General features: G+C 52.8%; 15 protein-coding genes. 6 read left to right on the forward strand and 9 right to left on the reverse strand.

The features are described from left to right. Positions 1-1,157: 1,157 nt before the first annotated feature. Positions 1,158-3,083, reverse strand: a complete 1,926-nt coding sequence (locus tag KTE_RS34490) for a hypothetical protein (RefSeq protein WP_236600801.1) — start codon at positions 3,081-3,083, stop codon at positions 1,158-1,160. A 1,569-nt stretch (positions 3,084-4,652) separates the two neighbouring features. Here KTE_RS34490 and KTE_RS34495 point away from each other — a divergent pair. From KTE_RS34495 to KTE_RS34505, 3 genes are all read left to right on the forward strand, one after another. After that, entirely contained in the window at positions 4,653-5,003 is a 351-nt protein-coding gene (locus KTE_RS34495; RefSeq protein ID WP_201389720.1) for a YciI family protein, read from the forward strand. A 16-nt stretch (positions 5,004-5,019) separates the two neighbouring features. Continuing rightward, a complete protein-coding gene (locus KTE_RS34500) occupies positions 5,020-6,204 on the forward strand; it encodes an RNA polymerase sigma factor (protein ID WP_201389722.1) in 1,185 nt (394 codons plus the stop codon). A 154-nt stretch (positions 6,205-6,358) separates the two neighbouring features. Further along, entirely contained in the window at positions 6,359-7,789 is a 1,431-nt protein-coding gene (locus tag KTE_RS34505; RefSeq protein WP_201379600.1) for an IS701 family transposase, read from the forward strand. Positions 7,790-7,879: 90 nt separating this feature from the next. On the opposite strand, the gene KTE_RS48115 is transcribed toward KTE_RS34505, so the two are convergent. From KTE_RS48115 to tnpA, 4 genes are read right to left on the reverse strand one after another with little or no spacing between them, the layout of a single operon-like run. Further along, complete coding sequence (locus KTE_RS48115; RefSeq protein ID WP_236600802.1) at positions 7,880-8,473, reverse strand: IS630 family transposase; 594 nt, start codon at positions 8,471-8,473, stop codon at positions 7,880-7,882. Continuing rightward, positions 8,368-8,829, reverse strand: a complete 462-nt coding sequence (locus KTE_RS48120; RefSeq protein WP_236600803.1) for a hypothetical protein — start codon at positions 8,827-8,829, stop codon at positions 8,368-8,370. The genes KTE_RS48115 and KTE_RS48120 overlap by 106 nt, the downstream gene beginning before the upstream one ends. 49 nt (positions 8,830-8,878) lie before the next feature. Beyond that, on the reverse strand, positions 8,879-10,099 hold the full coding sequence (locus tag KTE_RS34515) for a transposase (RefSeq protein ID WP_236600798.1): 1,221 nt from the start codon (positions 10,097-10,099) through the stop codon (positions 8,879-8,881). Beyond that, a complete protein-coding gene (tnpA, locus tag KTE_RS34520) occupies positions 10,096-10,494 on the reverse strand; it encodes an IS200/IS605 family transposase (RefSeq protein WP_201379051.1) in 399 nt (132 codons plus the stop codon). The genes KTE_RS34515 and tnpA overlap by 4 nt, the downstream gene beginning before the upstream one ends. A 132-nt stretch (positions 10,495-10,626) precedes the next feature. Here tnpA and KTE_RS34525 point away from each other — a divergent pair, with 132 nt between their 5' ends. Then, positions 10,627-11,136 carry a hypothetical protein gene (locus KTE_RS34525; protein WP_201389724.1) on the forward strand — a complete coding sequence of 170 codons (510 nt, stop codon included), beginning with the start codon at positions 10,627-10,629 and terminating at the stop codon, positions 11,134-11,136. 55 nt (positions 11,137-11,191) lie between these two features. Here KTE_RS34525 and KTE_RS34530 read toward each other — a convergent pair whose 3' ends face one another. After that, complete coding sequence (locus KTE_RS34530; protein ID WP_201389734.1) at positions 11,192-12,658, reverse strand: IS66 family transposase; 1,467 nt, start codon at positions 12,656-12,658, stop codon at positions 11,192-11,194. A gap of 76 nt (positions 12,659-12,734) precedes the next feature. On the opposite strand from KTE_RS34530, the gene KTE_RS34535 reads away from it, so the two are divergent. After that, positions 12,735-14,339, forward strand: coding sequence for an ISL3 family transposase (locus KTE_RS34535; RefSeq protein ID WP_201389735.1), 1,605 nt, complete (start codon positions 12,735-12,737; stop codon positions 14,337-14,339). A gap of 82 nt (positions 14,340-14,421) precedes the next feature. On the opposite strand, the gene KTE_RS34540 is transcribed toward KTE_RS34535, so the two are convergent. The 3 genes from KTE_RS34540 to KTE_RS34550 form a co-directional block, all read right to left on the reverse strand. Next, a complete protein-coding gene (locus tag KTE_RS34540) occupies positions 14,422-15,243 on the reverse strand; it encodes an IS3 family transposase (protein WP_201389737.1) in 822 nt (273 codons plus the stop codon). Beyond that, positions 15,240-15,539: a transposase gene (locus KTE_RS34545; RefSeq protein WP_201389740.1), complete on the reverse strand. Its 300-nt coding sequence runs from the start codon at positions 15,537-15,539 to the stop codon at positions 15,240-15,242. Before KTE_RS34545 ends, KTE_RS34540 begins: the two co-directional genes overlap by 4 nt. Before the next feature lie 613 nt (positions 15,540-16,152). Beyond that, on the reverse strand, positions 16,153-18,048 hold the full coding sequence (locus KTE_RS34550; RefSeq protein ID WP_201389742.1) for a PAS domain-containing sensor histidine kinase: 1,896 nt from the start codon (positions 18,046-18,048) through the stop codon (positions 16,153-16,155). Positions 18,049-18,379: 331 nt separating this feature from the next. Here KTE_RS34550 and KTE_RS48125 point away from each other — a divergent pair, with 331 nt between their 5' ends. Next, positions 18,380-18,547, forward strand: a complete 168-nt coding sequence (locus tag KTE_RS48125) for a hypothetical protein (RefSeq protein WP_236600804.1) — start codon at positions 18,380-18,382, stop codon at positions 18,545-18,547. Positions 18,548-18,591 lie beyond the last annotated feature (44 nt).

An 18,591-nucleotide genomic window follows, 5' to 3' on the forward strand; every position in this document is an offset into this window, starting at 1 on the left:
ATGGCGATCTGCGCGATTTTACATCTGTATTTCCAGCATGAGTAGGATGAAGTTAGTACACCACTGGCGTCATGGTCGGACAATCCCCCTTTGCGATGATGTCATCGGCACTTATTATAGCTTGACAAGAGGCGATTGTCAAAGCTTCAGTGCTGTCCAATCGTTTTGACTATCTTCAAAATCGATGCCAGTTAAGAGGACATCTAACCAGCAAATACATCCCACACATCTTTCCTCGCTTGTTCCCCACTGATCTTTACACAACAATCGGTATGGCACCGGAAATTGCCCTTTCTCAGGCACGAGTCTTGCCATTACTCCAGCTCAATTGCAGCAATCTGGGGTAGCAAAAGTCCAATGTCCAGAATGCGGTGCGATTTGGACAGCACGCATCAAAGGAGAGAACGTCTTCTTCCCAACCCATCAGACCATTACCAGAAAACGTGCACAGAATATTGCTCACTGGATCAAACAAAGCATGAACTGGGTACTTATGCAAGCTAAGAAGTAGAACTTAATGAACTACAACAACCTATTGAACCATATCTTGTCCAAATTGGTCAAAATCAATGGCAAATCACACTTGCTGTTCTTTTTGAGCGATTGGCAAACGTGGTAGTAAGTGCGAAGAGTGGTCAGATTTTAGGGCTCTTGTTCATTTTCGGTGGAAAAGCTCATCATCAATTGAAAAGAGAGAACTTGGGTGGCTTCTGCAGTGATCTTTTGCTGTGTTTTTCCACCGAAAGTGAGCAAGACCCGATTTTAGGGTGAAGAGTGATCAAGCGGTGCGAAGAGTGATCAGCCCCCCTTCGCCATTGAAGAAACCGCTCCACATCTAAAGTATCAGGAGGAAATAGTGTAAATTGTAAATCCCAACATTATCAGGTTCTGGCCCACTTTTGGTGAGGGATGAGCTTATCTTCATTTCTCATTCTTGTTTCTTAAGCTCGGAGAAGTATCCTATGACGCCAATATTGAAGAGCTTATCACCAAGAGTGGGCCAGAACCCACGGGATGCGCAACGAGGTTGCAGCAAGCGAGTAAAAAGAGAAAAAGATCGAGTGTGAAAATGGACAAAGGATTACTGCCCTCGTACTCTGCTCAGAGGGAGATTGTTCGCTTTTGAGACACGTTACTCTCTCCTCATCCCTCCTTCGTTACTTCACTGCCAGAAAAGCGGGAACACCTGCGACAGTGACTCGCATCACCGCTGGGCCCCACCAAGCGTTACGCCCAAGTCGATCATACCAACTCCAGCGATGATGCGAGCGGACGGCACGCGGTGAGCGCTGTGGAGGGGAAATGTTCTTTGGAATGTCAGGCAGTGGAACGATCTCGACATGTTGTCTGCGCCAGTGGGTCATCCATGTTCGACGAAGCATCCGCCCCGCGACATCCACCCATTGCGTTGCTGCTAGGATTCCAGACGTGGGTTCTACGCATGAAGGTGCAGGCAAAAGACGACGAACAGCACTGACGCGACGAGCACGATTCCCTTTGGCTTTTCGAGCCAGACATTGCTCACGCAGAGGGCAGCACAAGCAATCTTCTTGGAGGGCTACATAGACAGCTCGTTGAGAGAAGGCGTTCTCCTGGCGCACTTCGCTCAACCAGAGAGATTTTCCTGCAGGACATTGCAGCATCCCGTTCTCTTGTAAGGTGAAGGCATCTGCTCCGAAACCACCACGCGCCCATCCCCCACCTTTCGCCTGCTGCCAAGGGCCATATTCTTCAGAGAGACGTTCCGACACCACTATGTGTGCTGGAGGTTCCTTCGAGGAGGTCCACTCAATTTCGCGCATTTGTTGTCCCTGCATGGCATGTCCGAGCACGAGCCGAAGGTTCCATATCCATTGGCACGCGATTTGCCAGAGTTCTTGCCCACACTCTGAGTAGCAACACCAGCGATCCGGGTCGTTTTCGACATCTTCATCTGCGAGCACCGCTTCAAACGCCCCACGTCCATGATACAGGTCCAGCACGTCCTCCACCAGAAATCTTTCGACATCAAGGGTCGTCATGAAGAGTTCATAGACCCACTCATTGATGCGCTTTCCCACCGAAATCGACTTTTCAGGTGCAGGAGCTTGATGTCGGGCAACAATCACGCGAACTTGAGGGAAGTCTTCCCCTGGTTGAAGCCAGCCTCCATCAAAGAGCTCAACGACCTCACCCGTGTTTCTGCTCGTCATGTTTGCCGTTGGTGCATGAACCAGGACACCTTGAATCTGGGGATGCTCCAAGATCTGATATCCTCTCCCTCGTGTCACGAGGTGCACACCAGCCAGGATGATTTGCGCGATCACCGCCGCGTCGCCATATTGCCCATCGAGACGGACTAAGGCCACCTCTGATGTGAGCGCAAAAGTTTTCACGTAGGAGGTGATCGCCTGAAGTGCTGAAGCAAGTTGGTCACGATAGTCACCATTCCCTTTCCCTGAATATGTCCCGATCCATTGACGAGTATGTATTTGAAGAGCGGTGGTACGTGTACGTACCACCTCACCTCGCTTGCGCCCTTTGTAACCAGGCGCACAGACCGCATCAAGACGGCGTCGCGTAGCGGGAAGTTCAGGACCACAAGGTAACGCTCGTTGCCGTGCGGCCTGACGCGTGGCATCTACATCAAAAACAATGCAGCGGTGCCCCTGGCGATCCCACAATCCGCCGATACTCTCCAAGGTCCAGCCATCAGTGAAAGCATGGTGCTGGAAGAGTGCGCGGAAGGCCTCCAAGCAAGGACGATCTACATCGGCTAAGAAGCGACTCAAGCTAGAACGATGAGGAAGACATCTGCGCCCAAACAATGCCATGAACTCCGTCTCGAAAGGCTCTATGCGCTCAAAGAAGTCTGCTAACGTCCGCTCGCCGCTGATTGCATAACCTATCAGCAAGGCAAGAAAATCGATGGGTTCATAGCTGCCAAAACGTCCGCGCACCAAACGCACCTCATGAGCAAACACATCAAGCAGACCACTCGCTGCGAGGTGCTGAACAATGATGACCACTTCAGCGAACCAGACTGGTACCGAGGGGCGATCTACAGGAGATGTGTGGACTTGAATGCAAGCGTTGGGTATCATAGGTAGAGAGACCTCCTTCTGAGAGAAGATTTTGTTCCTTCTCATTAGAGATCTCTTTTTCTTTCTGCTGCTAGCTTGCTATAATCTCGTTGCGCATCCCGTGGGCAGAACCGTTTAATATTGGGATTTACACTGAGGGGCACCCAACTCGCATTGACATTTGAGGCTAATGGGACGCAAGGATAAAGAAAGCTGCTCATCCAGATGGATTTGTGGGAGCATATATACGGTGTCAGCAACCAGCATCACATGCATGCTTTGAACAATTTATGCGCTCCGTCTTTCCGCTTGACAACTATGCAGTTGAGAGGGAAGGGGAGTTACTCAAGGTGACATAACTCCCCTTCTAACTCGATAGACGCTAGGGACGGGGAGTCTCGTTCCGAGCTAGACTCGGAACGAGACTCCATCACTCACTTACCGCCGTTGCACTTGTGGACGCCGCAAGGCATCCCCATGCAGCAGGCGGCACAGGCAGAGTGCCCACAGGGGGGATTGTTTGCCATTGTCGCCTGACGCATGAGCGTGCGGATCAGACGCTGGACCATGTTGTTCACCTCCTCACGATCTTCCTCTATCGGTTGATAGGGATTCGGGAAACCAACATACAGTCCCCGAAGACTTGTCTGACACGCATATACACGTGCGTCAGCTAACTCTACGAGGCCCGATTCCCAGTATGCGTCTTATCAAGGATATCTCTCAGCATAAAGTAATCACCGATGGAGCACGTAAATATATCCAAAAATCGCGCGTGTAGCAGCAGATTAACGGATAGAGAGTACCGCTATCAACATCAGTGAGAGCATCATTTCCCAAAGATGCTCATTTACTCTGCCTTGTTTCCTTCAGCAATCCAAAAGGAGCGAGAGAAAGGTAGGCAGACAAGCTTTTTTAAGTATAGGATACGTGGCAGATAAAGGAAAGAGGAAAATAAGGACAATTTAAAATCAGAAGATGATGGAGCAAAATCAGCATGCCCCTCGCTCTTACAGGCTGTTCAACGTCCTTTATTCAGTGCCGGCAGCACCTCATGAGAGAGCGTCTCCAATGTGGTGAGATCGGTGCAATTCGCAATTTTGAACAGATCAATGCCGTCGACAGCCGGTGTAACCATCAGTATCCTTCCGACAAGAGGAGTCTGCAGGACGCAATTTACACTCGTCACAAGAAGCATACCAGATGAGAAGCGGCTTTTCCAGGGACATCTGTACCATTGATCACTCTTCGCACCGCTTGATCACTCTTCACCCTAAAATCGGCTCTTGTTCATTTTCGGTGGAAAAGCTCATCAACAGTTGAAAAGAAAGAGCTTGAGTGGCTTCTGCCGTGATCTTTTGTTGTGTTTTTCCACCGAAAGTGACCAAGACCCCAAAACCATCGAATTTTCACATTTACACACTGACTCTTTTTGCGAGAACCAGGGAAAACAAAAAATCAGTTTGCAAAAATTTAGTGCAATCTGTTGCTAAAAATGTCGATTTCGTCGCCTCCCATTCGTTGCTCTGTTGAAGGACAACATGAATCGTCCTCGAACTATAATAGGAACAACAATACATAGGAGGAAACATGCGTTATCTACTCTTGATCTACCAAAATGAGGTCGACCATACAAAATTCAGCCAGGAAGAATTGAACGAAGAATATGAAGCCTATATGGCCTTTGGCAAAGAAGCCGAACAGCAGGGCGTGCTTGTCAGCAGTGAGGCTCTTCTCCCTACCAATACCGCGACCACGGTACGGGTACGAGGCGGCAAAACCCTGCACACAGATGGCCCCTTTGCCGAGACCAAAGAGCAGCTTGGTGGATTCTACCTGCTAAACTGCAAGGATCTTGACGAGGCCATTGAGTTTGCGGCCAAGGTCCCTGCCGCTACGGATGGCTCTATTGAGATTCGCCCCATCATGGAATTTGAGTAGTAAAGTGAGAGCATAAATGCTGCCAGCACACCGGATGGTCGCCCATACCTTTTACCAGGAGGCAGATCGTATCCTTGCCAGCTTAATTAGCACCCTACGGGACTTCGAGCTAGCCGAGGATGCCCTCCAGGATGCCCTGCTCATCGCGCTTGAGCGCTGGCCCATAGAAGGTATTCCGCCCAATCCGGGTGCCTGGATCACAACGACCGCGCGGCGCAAAGCCATCGATCGTTTGCGCCGCGCCAGTACGTTGGCACGCAAGCACGAGATCCTGCAAGAGCTACTTCAAAAGGAAGAGCAACAAGGAACTGGAGCAAGAGAAGCCGAGGCAATCCCCGATGAGCGGCTCAAGCTGATATTTACCTGCTGCCACCCGGCGCTGGCACTGGAAGCACAGGTCGCACTCACGCTGCAAACGCTCGGTGGTCTCTCCACCGCTGAGATCGCAAGCGCTTTCCTGGTTCCGCTCCCAACTATGGCCCAGCGCCTGGTACGTGCCAAACGCAAAATCAGGGATGCCGGTATCCCCTACCAGGTACCCCCAATTGAGACCATTGGAGAGCGTATGGACGCGGTGTTCTCCGTCCTTTACCTCATCTTCAATGAAGGCTACAGCGTCAGCAGCGGCAATATGTTGCTACGCACTGAACTCTGTGATGAAGCGATACATCTCGCGCGAGTCCTCCTCCAGCTCCTAACACAAGAATCCCTGCTTGATACGCTCCCAGAAGCATTGGGCCTGCTAGCACTCATGCTTTTACACGACGCCCGGCGTAACGCGCGCCTGGGACCAGAGCAAGAACTTGTCCTGCTCGAAGAACAGGATCGCTCTCTGTGGAACCAGGACAAAATTCAAGAGGGGCAGGCTCTCCTGGAACAAGCATTGCATATGCGACGCTCGGGCCCCTACCAGGTACAGGCCGCTATAAGCGCCTTACACGTTGAGGCCAAACGTTTCGAGGAGACCGATTGGATGCAGATTGCGGCTCTCTACGGCATACTGATGCGCATGACCCCTTCTCCTGTAATCGAACTCAACCGTGTTGTCGCTGTGGCGATGGCGGACAATCCCTTACATGGGCTATCACTACTTGACAGGCCAGAAATGCAAAAAGCTCTCTCCAACTATCACCCCTTCCACGCCGCACGCGCCGATCTACTACGGCGAGTTGGCCGACCCCAGCAGGCCCTTGAAGCATAAGCATACATCCAAGCGCTCAAGCTTTGCCAAAACGAGGTTGAACGCTCTTTTCTCCAACGCCGCCTCGCGGAACTCTCTTACCGGTACTTTGTTGACGAGGATGGAAGGGGGAGTAGAATGAAAGGAGAAGAAGAGAGAAAGAGGAGAGAAGAAGATGACGAAACGCATCGAGGTCGCCGCAGCTCCAGGGCCACTGGAGGACTATGCGAGGCACTTTGACCCCATCTTTGGCAAGAGCAATCAGCGCGAAGGGTTCCGCCGCTATCTCGAGGGGCTCTTGCTGCCAAGCGAGCGGAACAAGACCCTCACAGGGCTGGTCAACACCGAGCCACTGGTGGGAGCGCACCAGCCACGAGCGCAAGCCTTACAATGGTTTCTCTCCGAGTCGGACTGGGATGAGCGCAAGGTGCAAGCCGAGCGGCTCACCATCTTGCGCGAGGACCCCAGCACAATGCCGACCAAGGACGGGGTCCTGGTCATCGATGAGACAGGGGATCGCAAGGATGGGCACAAAACGGCTCACGTGAGCCGCCAGTACCTGGCCAATGTGGGCAAGATTGACAATGGCGTGGTCTCCGTCAGCAGTCTGTGGGCCGACGAGCGCGTCTACTACCCGCTGGATGTCGAACCCTACACGCCGGCGCTCTATTTTGCCAAGGGGGAAAAAGATCCAGCCTTCCGCACCAAGCTCAAGATTGCCCTGCAACTCGTGCAACGAGCCGTGCAGCAGGCACTCCCTTTTCGAGCGGTGGTGGCCGATTCCTTCTATGGCGAGGATCGCGGCTTTCGAAGCGGTTTAGCCGATCTACAGGTCCCGTATGTGCTGGCCCTCAAGCCTTCCCACGCCTGGTGGCATCCAGAAGAAGAGGCCGGAACCTTGCAAGAGGTCGCCCACGAGGCTGGATGGAAGGGGAGTGAGCATCCGGGCAAGTGGGTGAATATCACCAGGACCTTCCGCGATGGGCATCAAGAGGACTGGTGGGCGGTGGAGATCGTGGCGGGGCCATTTGGCCCAGATCAGAAGGAACGGGCCCTGGTGGTGACGACCGACCCGCAGGAACTGCCTGACCTCACCACCTCGTACCTGGTCACGAACCTGCCTGCCTCGGCAACGTCCTCTGAAACGGAATCCTCATGGCCTGCAGCCACGGTGGAAGAAGTGATGAGGCTCTATGGGTTGCGCATGTGGATTGAACAGAGCTACAAACACGTCAAACACGCCCTGGGCTGGTCACAGTATCAGGTGAGAAGCGACACAGCGATCCGCCGGCATTGGCAATTAGTCTGTTGCGCGTTCTCCTTTTGCTGGTACCATCTCCGTCATCCGAGCATGTGCACGGCCCAAGCGCTCAGCCAGCCGCCTGAACCAGCAACCGCTGCCGCCACCAGTGCCTCGGCCGCAACAGCCGACGCGGGGGAAAAAAATCACCACGGCCCACGAGAGACGGCCGCAGGTGTCGTGGCCAGCAGCCCTTCGAGCCGTGCGGGGATGGCTCGAGCCCTGGATCATGCTCAGGCGCTATTGGAGCGGTTGGTCATCACTGCCCCCGCCTCCTGCCGTGCAACGCCTCTTTCAAGGGCTTGAGCGGGGGCAGGGCCTCGCTCTCTACAGTTCCGCTTAACCTTCGTCAACAAAGTACCGTTACAGCGGGGAGCCAAAAGATTGAGCTTTCATTTAACCCTTCCTTTCTTGATCAGGAAGAAGGTACCCGCAATGTTGGAACCAGCCTTGCGCATCCTGCGCGGTGATGGTAAGTAATGCTTGGCCGATAGCTTCTTCCAGCGCTTCTCTCGTTCTGGCTCCTGCTCGTCGTAAGGCGGTTTTGAGCTTAGAGAAGGCTTCTTCGATCGGAGAGAGGTCGGGTGAATATCCCGGGAGGAAGAGGAGTTGACAGCCTTTCGCTTCAATAGCCAGCCGGACCCGTGCGCTTTTGTGTGTCTGGAGATTGTCCATCACCACAATTTGCCCCACCTGGAGGCTGGGCGCCAGAACCCGTTCAACATACAACTCGAAGGCGATCGTGTTGGCTGATCCTTCCAAGATCATCGCGGCTCCCATGCCAGAAAGAGAGAGGGACGCGATTAGCGTGGTATTTTTGCCACGATTCCGCGGCACCGTTCCTCCCGCTCGTTCCCCCTTTGGCGCACGCGCATACAGGGGCCTCAAGGCAATATTGGAGCCGGTTTCATCAAGAAACACCAATGCATTCGTTGGAAGGCTTCTCGCCTTCTTTCGCCAGGCGGCTCGCTCTTCCTCATTGCGCTCCATTGCCCTGAGCGACTTTTTTTTCGCGTCCAGCCGAGCCTCTTGATCGCCCGGCTCATGGTCCACCGGCTCACGCGTTCACCGTGAGTCTGCTCCCACATGGCGCAATGGTGCTCCAGCGTGGCGTCGTTGTGCTCCTGTAATTGAGGCGTCAGCCCTGCCTCCAGTTGTGCCTGCTTCTTCGGAAGGCGACCAGGAATCGCTCTGGGGCGTACATGCCCCTTCTCTCGCTGTTGCTTGCTGTACCGTTTGAGGGTGGCCAACGAGATACCAAAGAGTTGCACAATCTCGGCTCTGGGGCGACCTAGGTCCACGGCTCGCAGAACACGCTCGCGGAAATCTTGTGAGTATGCTTTCATGGATTCCCCGCCTTTCGTGAACGTACCTCCCCATAGAATGGAGAGGCTTCTACGCAGTTGCCCGCGTTGGCCGCGTCCCGACCGAAAGCTGTTTTCGTCCGATATCGAGGATGACCTTCGCTGAGGCCGTATCCCGATCCAGTTCACACCCACACGTACAAGAATGCCACCGCTCTTCTAACGTCTTCTTGCGTACATTCCCGCAATTCGGGCAAATCTGGCTGGTGTACTTAGGATCAACTTGTACGAGAGTACGCCCGGCCCATGCTGCCTTGTACGTACACATTCCCACAAATTGACTCCAACCAGCGTCGGCTATTGATTTGTTTAATCCCGCTTTGGCTGCCGCCCCATTAGGCAAATACTGTCCTGTCTCTTCGTCCTGCTTCGGCTTTGGCTGTTTCACCAGATTGGCCATGGTGAGATCCTCAAGCACGATCACTTGATAGCGATTGACGAGCTTTCTTGAGGCTTTGTGAGCGAAGTCGGCACGCTGATTGCGGACCTTACGATGGGCCTTTGCCACGCGCTTCACTGCCTTCGCTCTGCGATGACTGCCGCGCTTCTTGCGAGACAAGGACTCTTGTAGCTTCTTGAGCTTGTTCTCTGCTCTCCGATAATGGCGCGGGTTCTCAAGGAATTCACCATTGGACAAGGCGGCAAAGTGAGTCACACCCAGGTCTATCCCTACATCCTCATAGCTGGTAGGCAAGGCTTCCGGCTTGTCCACTTCGCAGCTAAAACAGGCATACCAATGCTCTCCCTCGCGCTTGATGGTCAAGGTTTTGACTTTGCCTATCATGTCTCGATGCAGGTGCAGTTTCACTGTTCCAATCTTCGTCAATTTCAGATTGACTCTGACCATGCCCTTCTTATCAGGCGGGCGTGTTTGTTGATCCAATTTCCAGCCAGCGCCGTCCGGGTAGGTAAACGAGTTATAGCGGTTACGACCCTGAAAACGCGGGTATCCTGGTTTCTGGCCTTTGGCACAGCGATCAAAAAACCGTTGAAATGCCTTGTCCAGTCGTTTTAACACATCTTGCAGGACATGAGCAGCGATATCCTGATACTCTTCTCTGATCTTTGCCTTGATCTCTGGAAGGACATTTTGTTGATCATAGTAGGTGATCGATTTGCCCGCCATACGGTAAGCATCCTTCCTCTCGGAAAGACCCGCATTGTAGAGTTCTCGACAACGTGCCAGAACCCAATGGAGTTTGTTCTCCACCGTCTTATTGGGAGCTAAACGGTACTTGTACGTTTTTCTCATGTCCCTTGTCCCAACTCGATATATTTTTTGACGGTTTCCTCGGTCATGTCTCCGACGGTGCCAACGTAGTAACTGCGAGACCAGAAATTCCCACCCCACAGTTGTTTTTTGACTTCGGGATGCTGCTTAAAGACTTGTCTCGCAGTAATCCCTTTGAGGGTATTAACAATGAGAGAGGGCGCAATAGCGGGTGGCGCACTCAAAAAGAGGTGAACGTGGTCTTCCTGTACATTGAGTGCGCCGATCTCCCAAGTATTCGCCTCACATAATCGCCTGATTTCTTCCTCAATAAACGTGGCGATATTCCCCACCAGAATAGTCTTGCGATACTTGGGACACCATACAAAATGGTATGCTATTTTATATATGGCATGCTTCGTATGTTGTTCTCTCATACGCTCTATTCTAGCATGGTATGCCATACCATGCTAGAATAGAGCGAGAGGGGCCGCCTAACCCCTGCCTGAAGGCGAGGGGAATGCGGCGGCCCGGCCTTCAATACACGCTTGAAAGAGGAGAAATGAGCTATGCAACCTCAACAGAAGGCTCTTCCAGGCAATTATTATGCCAAATTGATCGGCTGTATTATCCTTTGCATCCTTACTTTTGCAATGCTCTGCATAGAGATTTTCGATAGCCTCCATCTGATGCCGATAACAATAGACATGGTGCCAATTAATACGGCTACCCACCTCGCACGTACCATTTTCATAGGTCTGGCCTTTATTTGTTTATGCGTCCTATTCAGGTACGGCATGCGCTTCGAGCGAGCCAAGGCATTGGGAATGGCTCTTGATGCCCCCAGGTGGTTCCTCTTCCTGGATCAATGGCCGTTAAAATGGACGTTGAAAAATGCCGTCAGCTTCTTTCTCCTCTGGTTTACTGGCTCTGTGATCTTTCAAATTCTCTTTCCTGCCACAGCGCCGCTCGATATAGCATGGATAGTTATCAGTGCGTCTCTTTACGCGAGCCTTGTAACATTCGTAAGGTGGATTGGGCATCGGCGTCGGGTGAAGCCTGAAATCTTTGTCCGTTGAGATGTGGAATTTTCTGAGGCCTTTTCTCCCAGCAATAATTCACAGGCTCTGCTACTCAGGTGCCTGGTTCCCAGGCAATGGGAAACGGGATTCCCTCAAAGACCGCCGTCAGAGCGGCCAGCATGGAACGGCCCTGTTTCCTCATCGTCGAAAGATAGCTGCGAATGACGCAGAAAGCCGTGGCTCCCTCGGCACTGCGAAATGTCCCAGAAATCTTTTGCTGCACTTTGATCATTCTGAGATCTCTTTCCGCCTGGTTGTTGCTAAAAGGCACCGCCAGATCGTCCAGGAAAGCGAGGACCTGCTCGGCCCTCGCAAGAAGGGCATCCAGGAGATTTTTGGCGTCGTCTTGTTTGCGGCGACCGGGTTTTTTGGGAGCGCAAGCGTCTGGTGGGGGAGCCAGGGTCCGATGAGCAGCAAAGCCCTGTTGGAGGATCTCAAAATACTGGAGGACCAAGGCATCGCGCTCCTCTGGAGGAAGCCGATCCGCCCCCGCCGCGCGCAAACGGGCGGTGGTGTGGCTCATGCGCTCCAACAAATCATGCATCTGCTGCGCCCACGGCTGGCAATCCCGCTCAGCGATCAACAAGCAATCGCGTAAGAGGTGCGCGCCACACACGCTATGGACACACCCATAGTGGTCGTAGCTGCTCAATCGATCATGGATCGCTCGCCCCGTATACTCCGGCAAAATCCCAATGGCATCCATTGCCTTCTGTCCTCGTTGGCGATGCCAATGGTAGAGCGTCAACCACTGGGTGGCGTTGACGTGAAACCAATGCAGCAAGCCTTTGACTCGCCCGCCCGTCTCATCCACATGGTCCAGCTTTTGTGCCAGGAGCAAGCGTTTGAGCAGGAGCATCGTTGGGCCAAGTGTGCGAGCTGCCTCCTGGATCCAACTTGCCAACGTTCCCTCGGACAACCGACAGGTGAGCAGATCCTCAAAGACCTCGCCAATGCGCTCCATCGGCAGCAATTGATACTGGGAGAAATAGACCGCCAGGGCCTGCACTCCGGGTCCATACTGGGCAGGTGCTTGCACCTCGCTCGGAAAGGTGCCCGCGTTCTGATGCTGACACCTCGGACAGGTGAGGGCTTCCACTCGATGTTCCGTGACGACGAGACGCATGACGGGGAGATCATGGATTTGCCGACGTTCTTTGACCTGCCCCACCACCGCTCCCAGTTCACCGTGGCACGCCTCGCAATGACTGGGACGATGGATCACCACCCGGTCGGGCGTCTCCACCCGCTGAAGGGTGTGTCCTGCGTGACCTGCTTGTCCTCCTTTTGCTTTGCTGCTCGCCGGACGTTTTTTCCCTTTGCGTTTGAAGCCATCACTCGACGGCGGCTTGCTGCTGTTGTGACTATCTTTTGCCAGTCGTCGCTCTAGCTCTTCAATGCAGAGAAGCGCACTCATCAGCCGTCCTTCCAGATCCTCGATTCTCCGATCTTTCTGGGTAGCTTCTTCTTTGAGTTCCGTGTTCTCTTTTCTCAGCTGTCTCGCTTCTTCTTCCGTCATGCTCGTAGTTTATCAGCCTTGTCCAGTCTCTTCCAGGGTACCTGAGTAGTTACCTTTAGACACGGCTTAAACGGATTTGATATTACCTGATGCAACTCAACTTGAGCTCACGAATATTACCATTGACCATATCACCCATGAGATCACGGCCATAGCCACAACGAGAGCAATGGAGGCTCTCTGTCCTCTTTGTCACCTGCCTTCCAGACGGGTTCACTCTCGCTACAAGAGGCAATGGGCAGATCTTCCTTGTTGTGGTCAACCTGTCCGTTGGATCGTCGAAGTTCGTCGTTTTCGCTGCCAAAATCCAGATTGTAGCCGCAATATCTTTTGTGAGCGTCTTCCCACCTGTGCTGTTGCCTACGCTCGGCGAACGGTGAGAGCAGCACGGGTGTTGACAGCTATCTCCTTTGCTCTGGGAGGTCGAGCTGGAGCCCACTTGGCGGAAGACCTTTCAATGCAGATCAGCCATGATACACTTTTACGCCTCATACGGAGGGAGGCCAACCCCGCAGCTCAATTGGTGCGTATCCTAGGGGTAGATGATTGGAGTTATCGCCGAGGCAAGCGCTATGGAACGCTTCTGTTGAATCTGGAAACACACCGCCCAATCGATGTTCTGCCTGATCGCACTGCTGCGACCCTTGCCAAATGGCTGGCAAATCACCCTGAAATTCTGGTCATCAGCCGCGATCGCGGCGGCGAATATGCTTTGGGATCTCGTCAAGGGGCTCCTCAAGCAGTTCAAGTCGCAGATCGTTTCCATGTCGTGCGTAATCTGGCAGAAGTGCTGGAGCGCAGTTTTCATCGCCATCGCCGACTTCTCAAACAAATTCGTGTTCCTGTTCCCGACGTGAATGCGATGCCTCTTACAGTTCGCTATGCCCGACCAGATCGGGAGTACCGGAAGGGACAGGCAAGAGACAAACGTGTTGAGCGTTACGAGGCTGTACAACATTTTGTGAAACAAGGTATGAGTCATCGCGAAATTGCACGGCGATTACATATGCATCGAGAATCAGTTATTCGTTATGCGAAAGCAGAGAGCTTTCCTGAAAAGCCTTCCCGCTCGCCCAAGCCTGGCATTCTCACTCCCTATGAACCCTATCTGAGAGCTCGTTATCAAGAAGGATACCGAAATGAATTGGGACTGTGGCGAGAACTTGTGGCGCAAGGGTTTACCGGTACACGCATGACTGTGGTGCGCTACGTGTTGGGCTTACGCCAACTGGAACAACAGGGAGGTGTTCTCCCTCCCATATCACAGACAACTGAACTCACTCCAAGTCGTTTCATTGGCCTGCTCTTGCGACACGATGAGGAATTGAGTCAAGAGGAAGTGCAAGCCTTGGTCCAGGCAAAGAAACTCCACCCTGAGTTGGAGCGGAGCGCATCGCTGTTCCAACTGTTTCTCCAGATGGTACGAGAGCGCCGGGGAGAAGAACTCGATCTGTGGTTCTATGCAGCGTTTCACAGTGGTATTCCTGAATTCCGCTCGTTTGTCGTCAAGTTGCGCCAGGATCAGGAAGCAGTGCAAGCTGGACTCATTTTTTCTTGGAACAATGGTGTTGTGGAAGGGCATGTTCATCGTTTGAAGTATCTTAAGCGGCAGATGTATGGTAGAGCGAATTTTGACCTCCTGCGCCAGCGCGTTCTTCACGGTTCAATGGATTCATCATGATCATCAAAAATGCGTCAGACCCCTTTTGTCGGACATACAAAGAAGTCAACTTCCGGCCACAGAGGCATAGGCTGCCTCAAACTCAGCAGGTGGAAGATACCCCAAGCTCGAATGCAATCGTTTGGTATTGTACACCTGCTCGATGAATTCCTCTCGCATTGGCTTCTGCATCGGCAAATGACTCGTACTCTTTGAGATACACTTCCTCCATTTTTAACGTCTTAAAGAAACTTTCGGCTTTGGCATTGTCGTAGGGATTGCCTACGGCAGACATACTGATGTGCGCGCCAATCGCCTGTAACTGCTCCACATAGTCGTGACTCGCATATTGGACGCCACGATCACTGTGATGGATCAGCCCAGGAGCTGGGTGACGTTGGGTAATAGCCTGATTCAAGGCGGCCAGGGTCAGCTGAGTCGTCATCTCCCGCGAGAGGAACCACCCCACGCACCGGCGTGAGAACGCATCCAGGATACAAGCCAGGTACACAAACGCTCCCCGCAGGCGGATGTAGGTGAGATCAGCCACCCACGCCTGATCGGGTGCCGTCAGCACTTTACCGGCCAGTACATTAGGATAGACCGGGAATCGATGCCGCGAGTCAGTCGTCGTAACCACAAACCGTTTTTTCAGATGACACAACAAGGATTCTTCCTGCATGATCCGCAAGACTCGTTTATGATTGACCTTCCAACCTGCTCGTGCCAGAGCACGGGTGACACGACGATAGCCATAGCCGGGAAACTCCAAAATGATTTGCTCGATGTGATCGCGCAACTGCGTTTCGCTCTCATTTCCCTGTTCGTGCTTGGCTTCATAGTACCAACTGCGACTCACGGAGAATAATTCACACAACCGCAACACTGAGAGCTCCGGGTGGTCTTGATGAGCCTGGAGAATCATGGCGTGACGTTCCCCAACCCTCTGCTCTGCAAGGCTTTTTTTAACACCTGATTCTCCAACGCCAATTGTCCACAAAAACGCTCTAATTCGGCTACCCGTGAGGCTTCCGTGGCCGGTCCTGACTCGGTGGACAAAAAAGCCGACTCTCCGCGCTCCTGATACTCCTTGCGCCACCGCGAGAGGACACTTGCAGCCAGCCCATATTCGCGGCAGACTTGGGCTGGTCGTTTCTGGCCGGTACTCACCTGACGGACGACATCCAGTTTAAATTCTCGGCTGTGTTGTCGCTTGTGCATCGTTTCTTCTCCTTCGCATCTTTTCAGTGTACGATATTTTCGCGAAGTTGACTTCGATCACTGTCCGGGAAAATGGGTGCAGTCCATTCATAGACCCTTCCTATAAATAGATGAGAGAACAAGCGCCCCGTTTGTCTTCTCCTTCTTTAACCACAACACCACACTGGGTCAACTCCAAGATGTCTCAGATGAGCACATGGGGACACAAGACCCTATCATCGTAGAGATGTCTTTTTGATGATATCCCAAGAAATACATGCAATTCTGTTTATGTTCGTATTATAATAGAATATGTGACCCACAGTAATTCCAACCCTATCTAGAGCTATTAAGAACCCCATAGGCATTCGCTCTATGGGGTTCCTCCCTTACAGAAACAGCCATGGGGAATGTGCAGGCATGCCTGATGTCACACGTGATGTCATATGGGATCACCTCCACGCATGTTGACAAAAAAACACATGCATTCTCCCAGTTTCTGGAGAGGACTGAGAATGATGAGGTTGGAAGCGCTTCTCTCGTTTGCCTCTCTAACTCAATACTTTGAGGTATATTGCCGCATGAGATAGGGATAGATTTCCTCGCGTATATGCAGCCGAAGAGGGTGCCTGTCTCATTCCTTCTCTTTTGGAGCAATGGGCAACGTGAACCAGAAGGTCGCCCCCTGATCAGGTGCACTCTGCACACCAACGCTGCCCGCTTGATGCTCTATGAACGCTCGGCAAAGATAGAGCCCTAACCCTAAGCTCAAGTCCAATTCATGCTGGACCGCATATCCCTTCGCACGGTAGAAGCGTTCCCAGAGATGCTTTTGCTCTTCGTGAGGGATGCCTGGTCCTTCATTGTGGACCGAAACTTGCGCGACTGAATCTTCAACCGCCAATTGCACCGTCACAGGGGCGCGCGCAGATGAATAGGCGAGGGCATTCGTCAGGTATGTATTGAAAACCTGGGCAACCCGCTCAGCGTCAGCGAGGACGAAGACCTCTTGAGCCGTTGTTTTCCTGTCAAGAGCAAGCACATGCTCGGGTGTTATTTGTTGTTGTGTGTCTACAACCGCTTTCAGCAACGCAAGCAGGTTACACCGTTTCAGCTGTACCTCAAGTTGATTCGCCTGGATGCGCGCATCATCGATGATGTCGTTAATCATACGCTGCTGTAGTCGGGCGCTCTGTGCCGCGGAGGCTAAGGGTTGCTGGGCCTGCGCAACATACTCGCCGACGTGTTCAGCCTGGAATGCGATCTGACGAGAAAGCGTCTCTAACCGGCGTTGGGCTAATTGAAGATTGCCTAAGATCCCGGTGAGAGGGGTGCGCAGTTCGTGACTGGCGAGAATCAAGAAGTCTTTGCTCAGTTGATGCATTTCCTGGAGCGCACGTTCTCTGGTGTGAGCCTCTACCTGCTCATGCACATGGCCGAGATATTCGATCACTAACAGCGCCTGTGCTGCGAGCGCTTTCACCAGGGCAATCTCTTCCGATGTATAGACACTCGTCACCCCCACTTTCGTGATAATAAGTATCCCAGCCAGTTGGTTCTCAAGAAACAAAGGGGTCAGCAGGAGACTTTCGGAGGAAAAATCGGGGGCGTCAGGCAGGTAAGGCATGCGATCACCACGAAGGGTGACCTCCTTCTTCTCGAAGAGACGGGCCAATACGGTTTCCTCAAAGATATCGGAGAGCGTGTGAAGTCCGCCTATCGCTCGCTCAGGGCTCTCTTGTTCAGGCGTGAAACCACTGCCCGTAACATAGTGAACATATCCCTCTGGCCATCGCACCGCTTTCAACATCACCCGGTGGCAATCCATTACCTGATGAATCACGTTCACCAACTGCTGGGCAATGAAGACAACTGGAGGCGAGAGAAGCAGAGATCCTTCAGGCAATGCGTCAGCAATTTGCTGAGGAATACGCTCAGGGAGGTGAGCAATTGCTTGTGTCAGGGTCAGCACCGCCTCGTGGACGCGTTGGAGGTGGAGAGCGTGTTGATACCGCTGCGAAATCTCATGGAAAACAATCACCATCCCACTGACCTGCTTCTGCTCATCATACAGAGGTGAGCAGGAGAGAGTCACCGCGACTCTTCGCCCGGAAGGAAGCTCAAGCGTGATAAATGTTTCTGGTGGACTGCATATGACCTCTTGCTGGGTCATGGCGTACATGATCCATTGTTTTGCGGAGAACAGTCGTTGTTGTTCGTCATACATTCCATAGGGTTCAAGAAACGCCTGAACGGTTTTTCCTCGCCACTGGGTCTCAGAATGGATGTCAAAAAGCTTCAGGGCTGCTGTATTGATGCGAAGGATTTTCCCCTTCTGATCACAGACAATGGCGCTATCTGATAAAAATGTAAAGATCGTTTCACGTTGCTTCGCAAGCGCTGTCAGGGGAGGCACATCGACTGGTTGTGCTTCTGTGTTCAATGAGGGAGATCGGGGAACATGCTTCCTTGCAGATATCACATCGGGTCTCCGCTTCTTTTGCATACCATGTTGCCGGTTTTTACCCATCGTGTTCTTCTTTACGAAACTAAGGAATGCCCAACAGTTCCACGATTGACGAGAAACAGCAAGAGGACAGAGGTATTGTATATGTTGTTGGGACCCATAGCAATCTCATCTCTCCTGCAAAGCCCACGGGTTGCGCACCAATGTGTCTACTTGTCAAATGCCTTGAAAGGGGCGAGCCGCAGGCTCATCAAGCATCCTTGCGAGCTTGAGGCTTGGAAGCGGTGCTGAAATGCCGGTTTCAGCCAGGTGCGTGGAGCAAGCGATCCCGAGAGTATCGACCCTTGACTGGAGTGGGAAGACTCCGAGACGGGAGAGCGAGCGGAAGAGAAAGATGCCTCAATGCAGGACCCCGCTCGCTCTCGGCGCACAGCGCTCGCCCACTCCAGTCAAGGGCGGGATCGCCCACGCACCTGGCTGGAAGGACCGCTACGGGATGGTTGGTCAACCACTCCCAGGGCCAAAAAACGGTACAAACTGCCCACCAGTCAAGGTGGGGTGAACCGTGCGCATACCCATGCGGTCTCACCTTGACGGGGAAAAGCA

Origin of the sequence: Ktedonobacter sp. SOSP1-85, from assembly GCF_016587415.1 — a bacterium.
GTDB lineage: Bacteria > Chloroflexota > Ktedonobacteria > Ktedonobacterales > Ktedonobacteraceae > Ktedonobacter.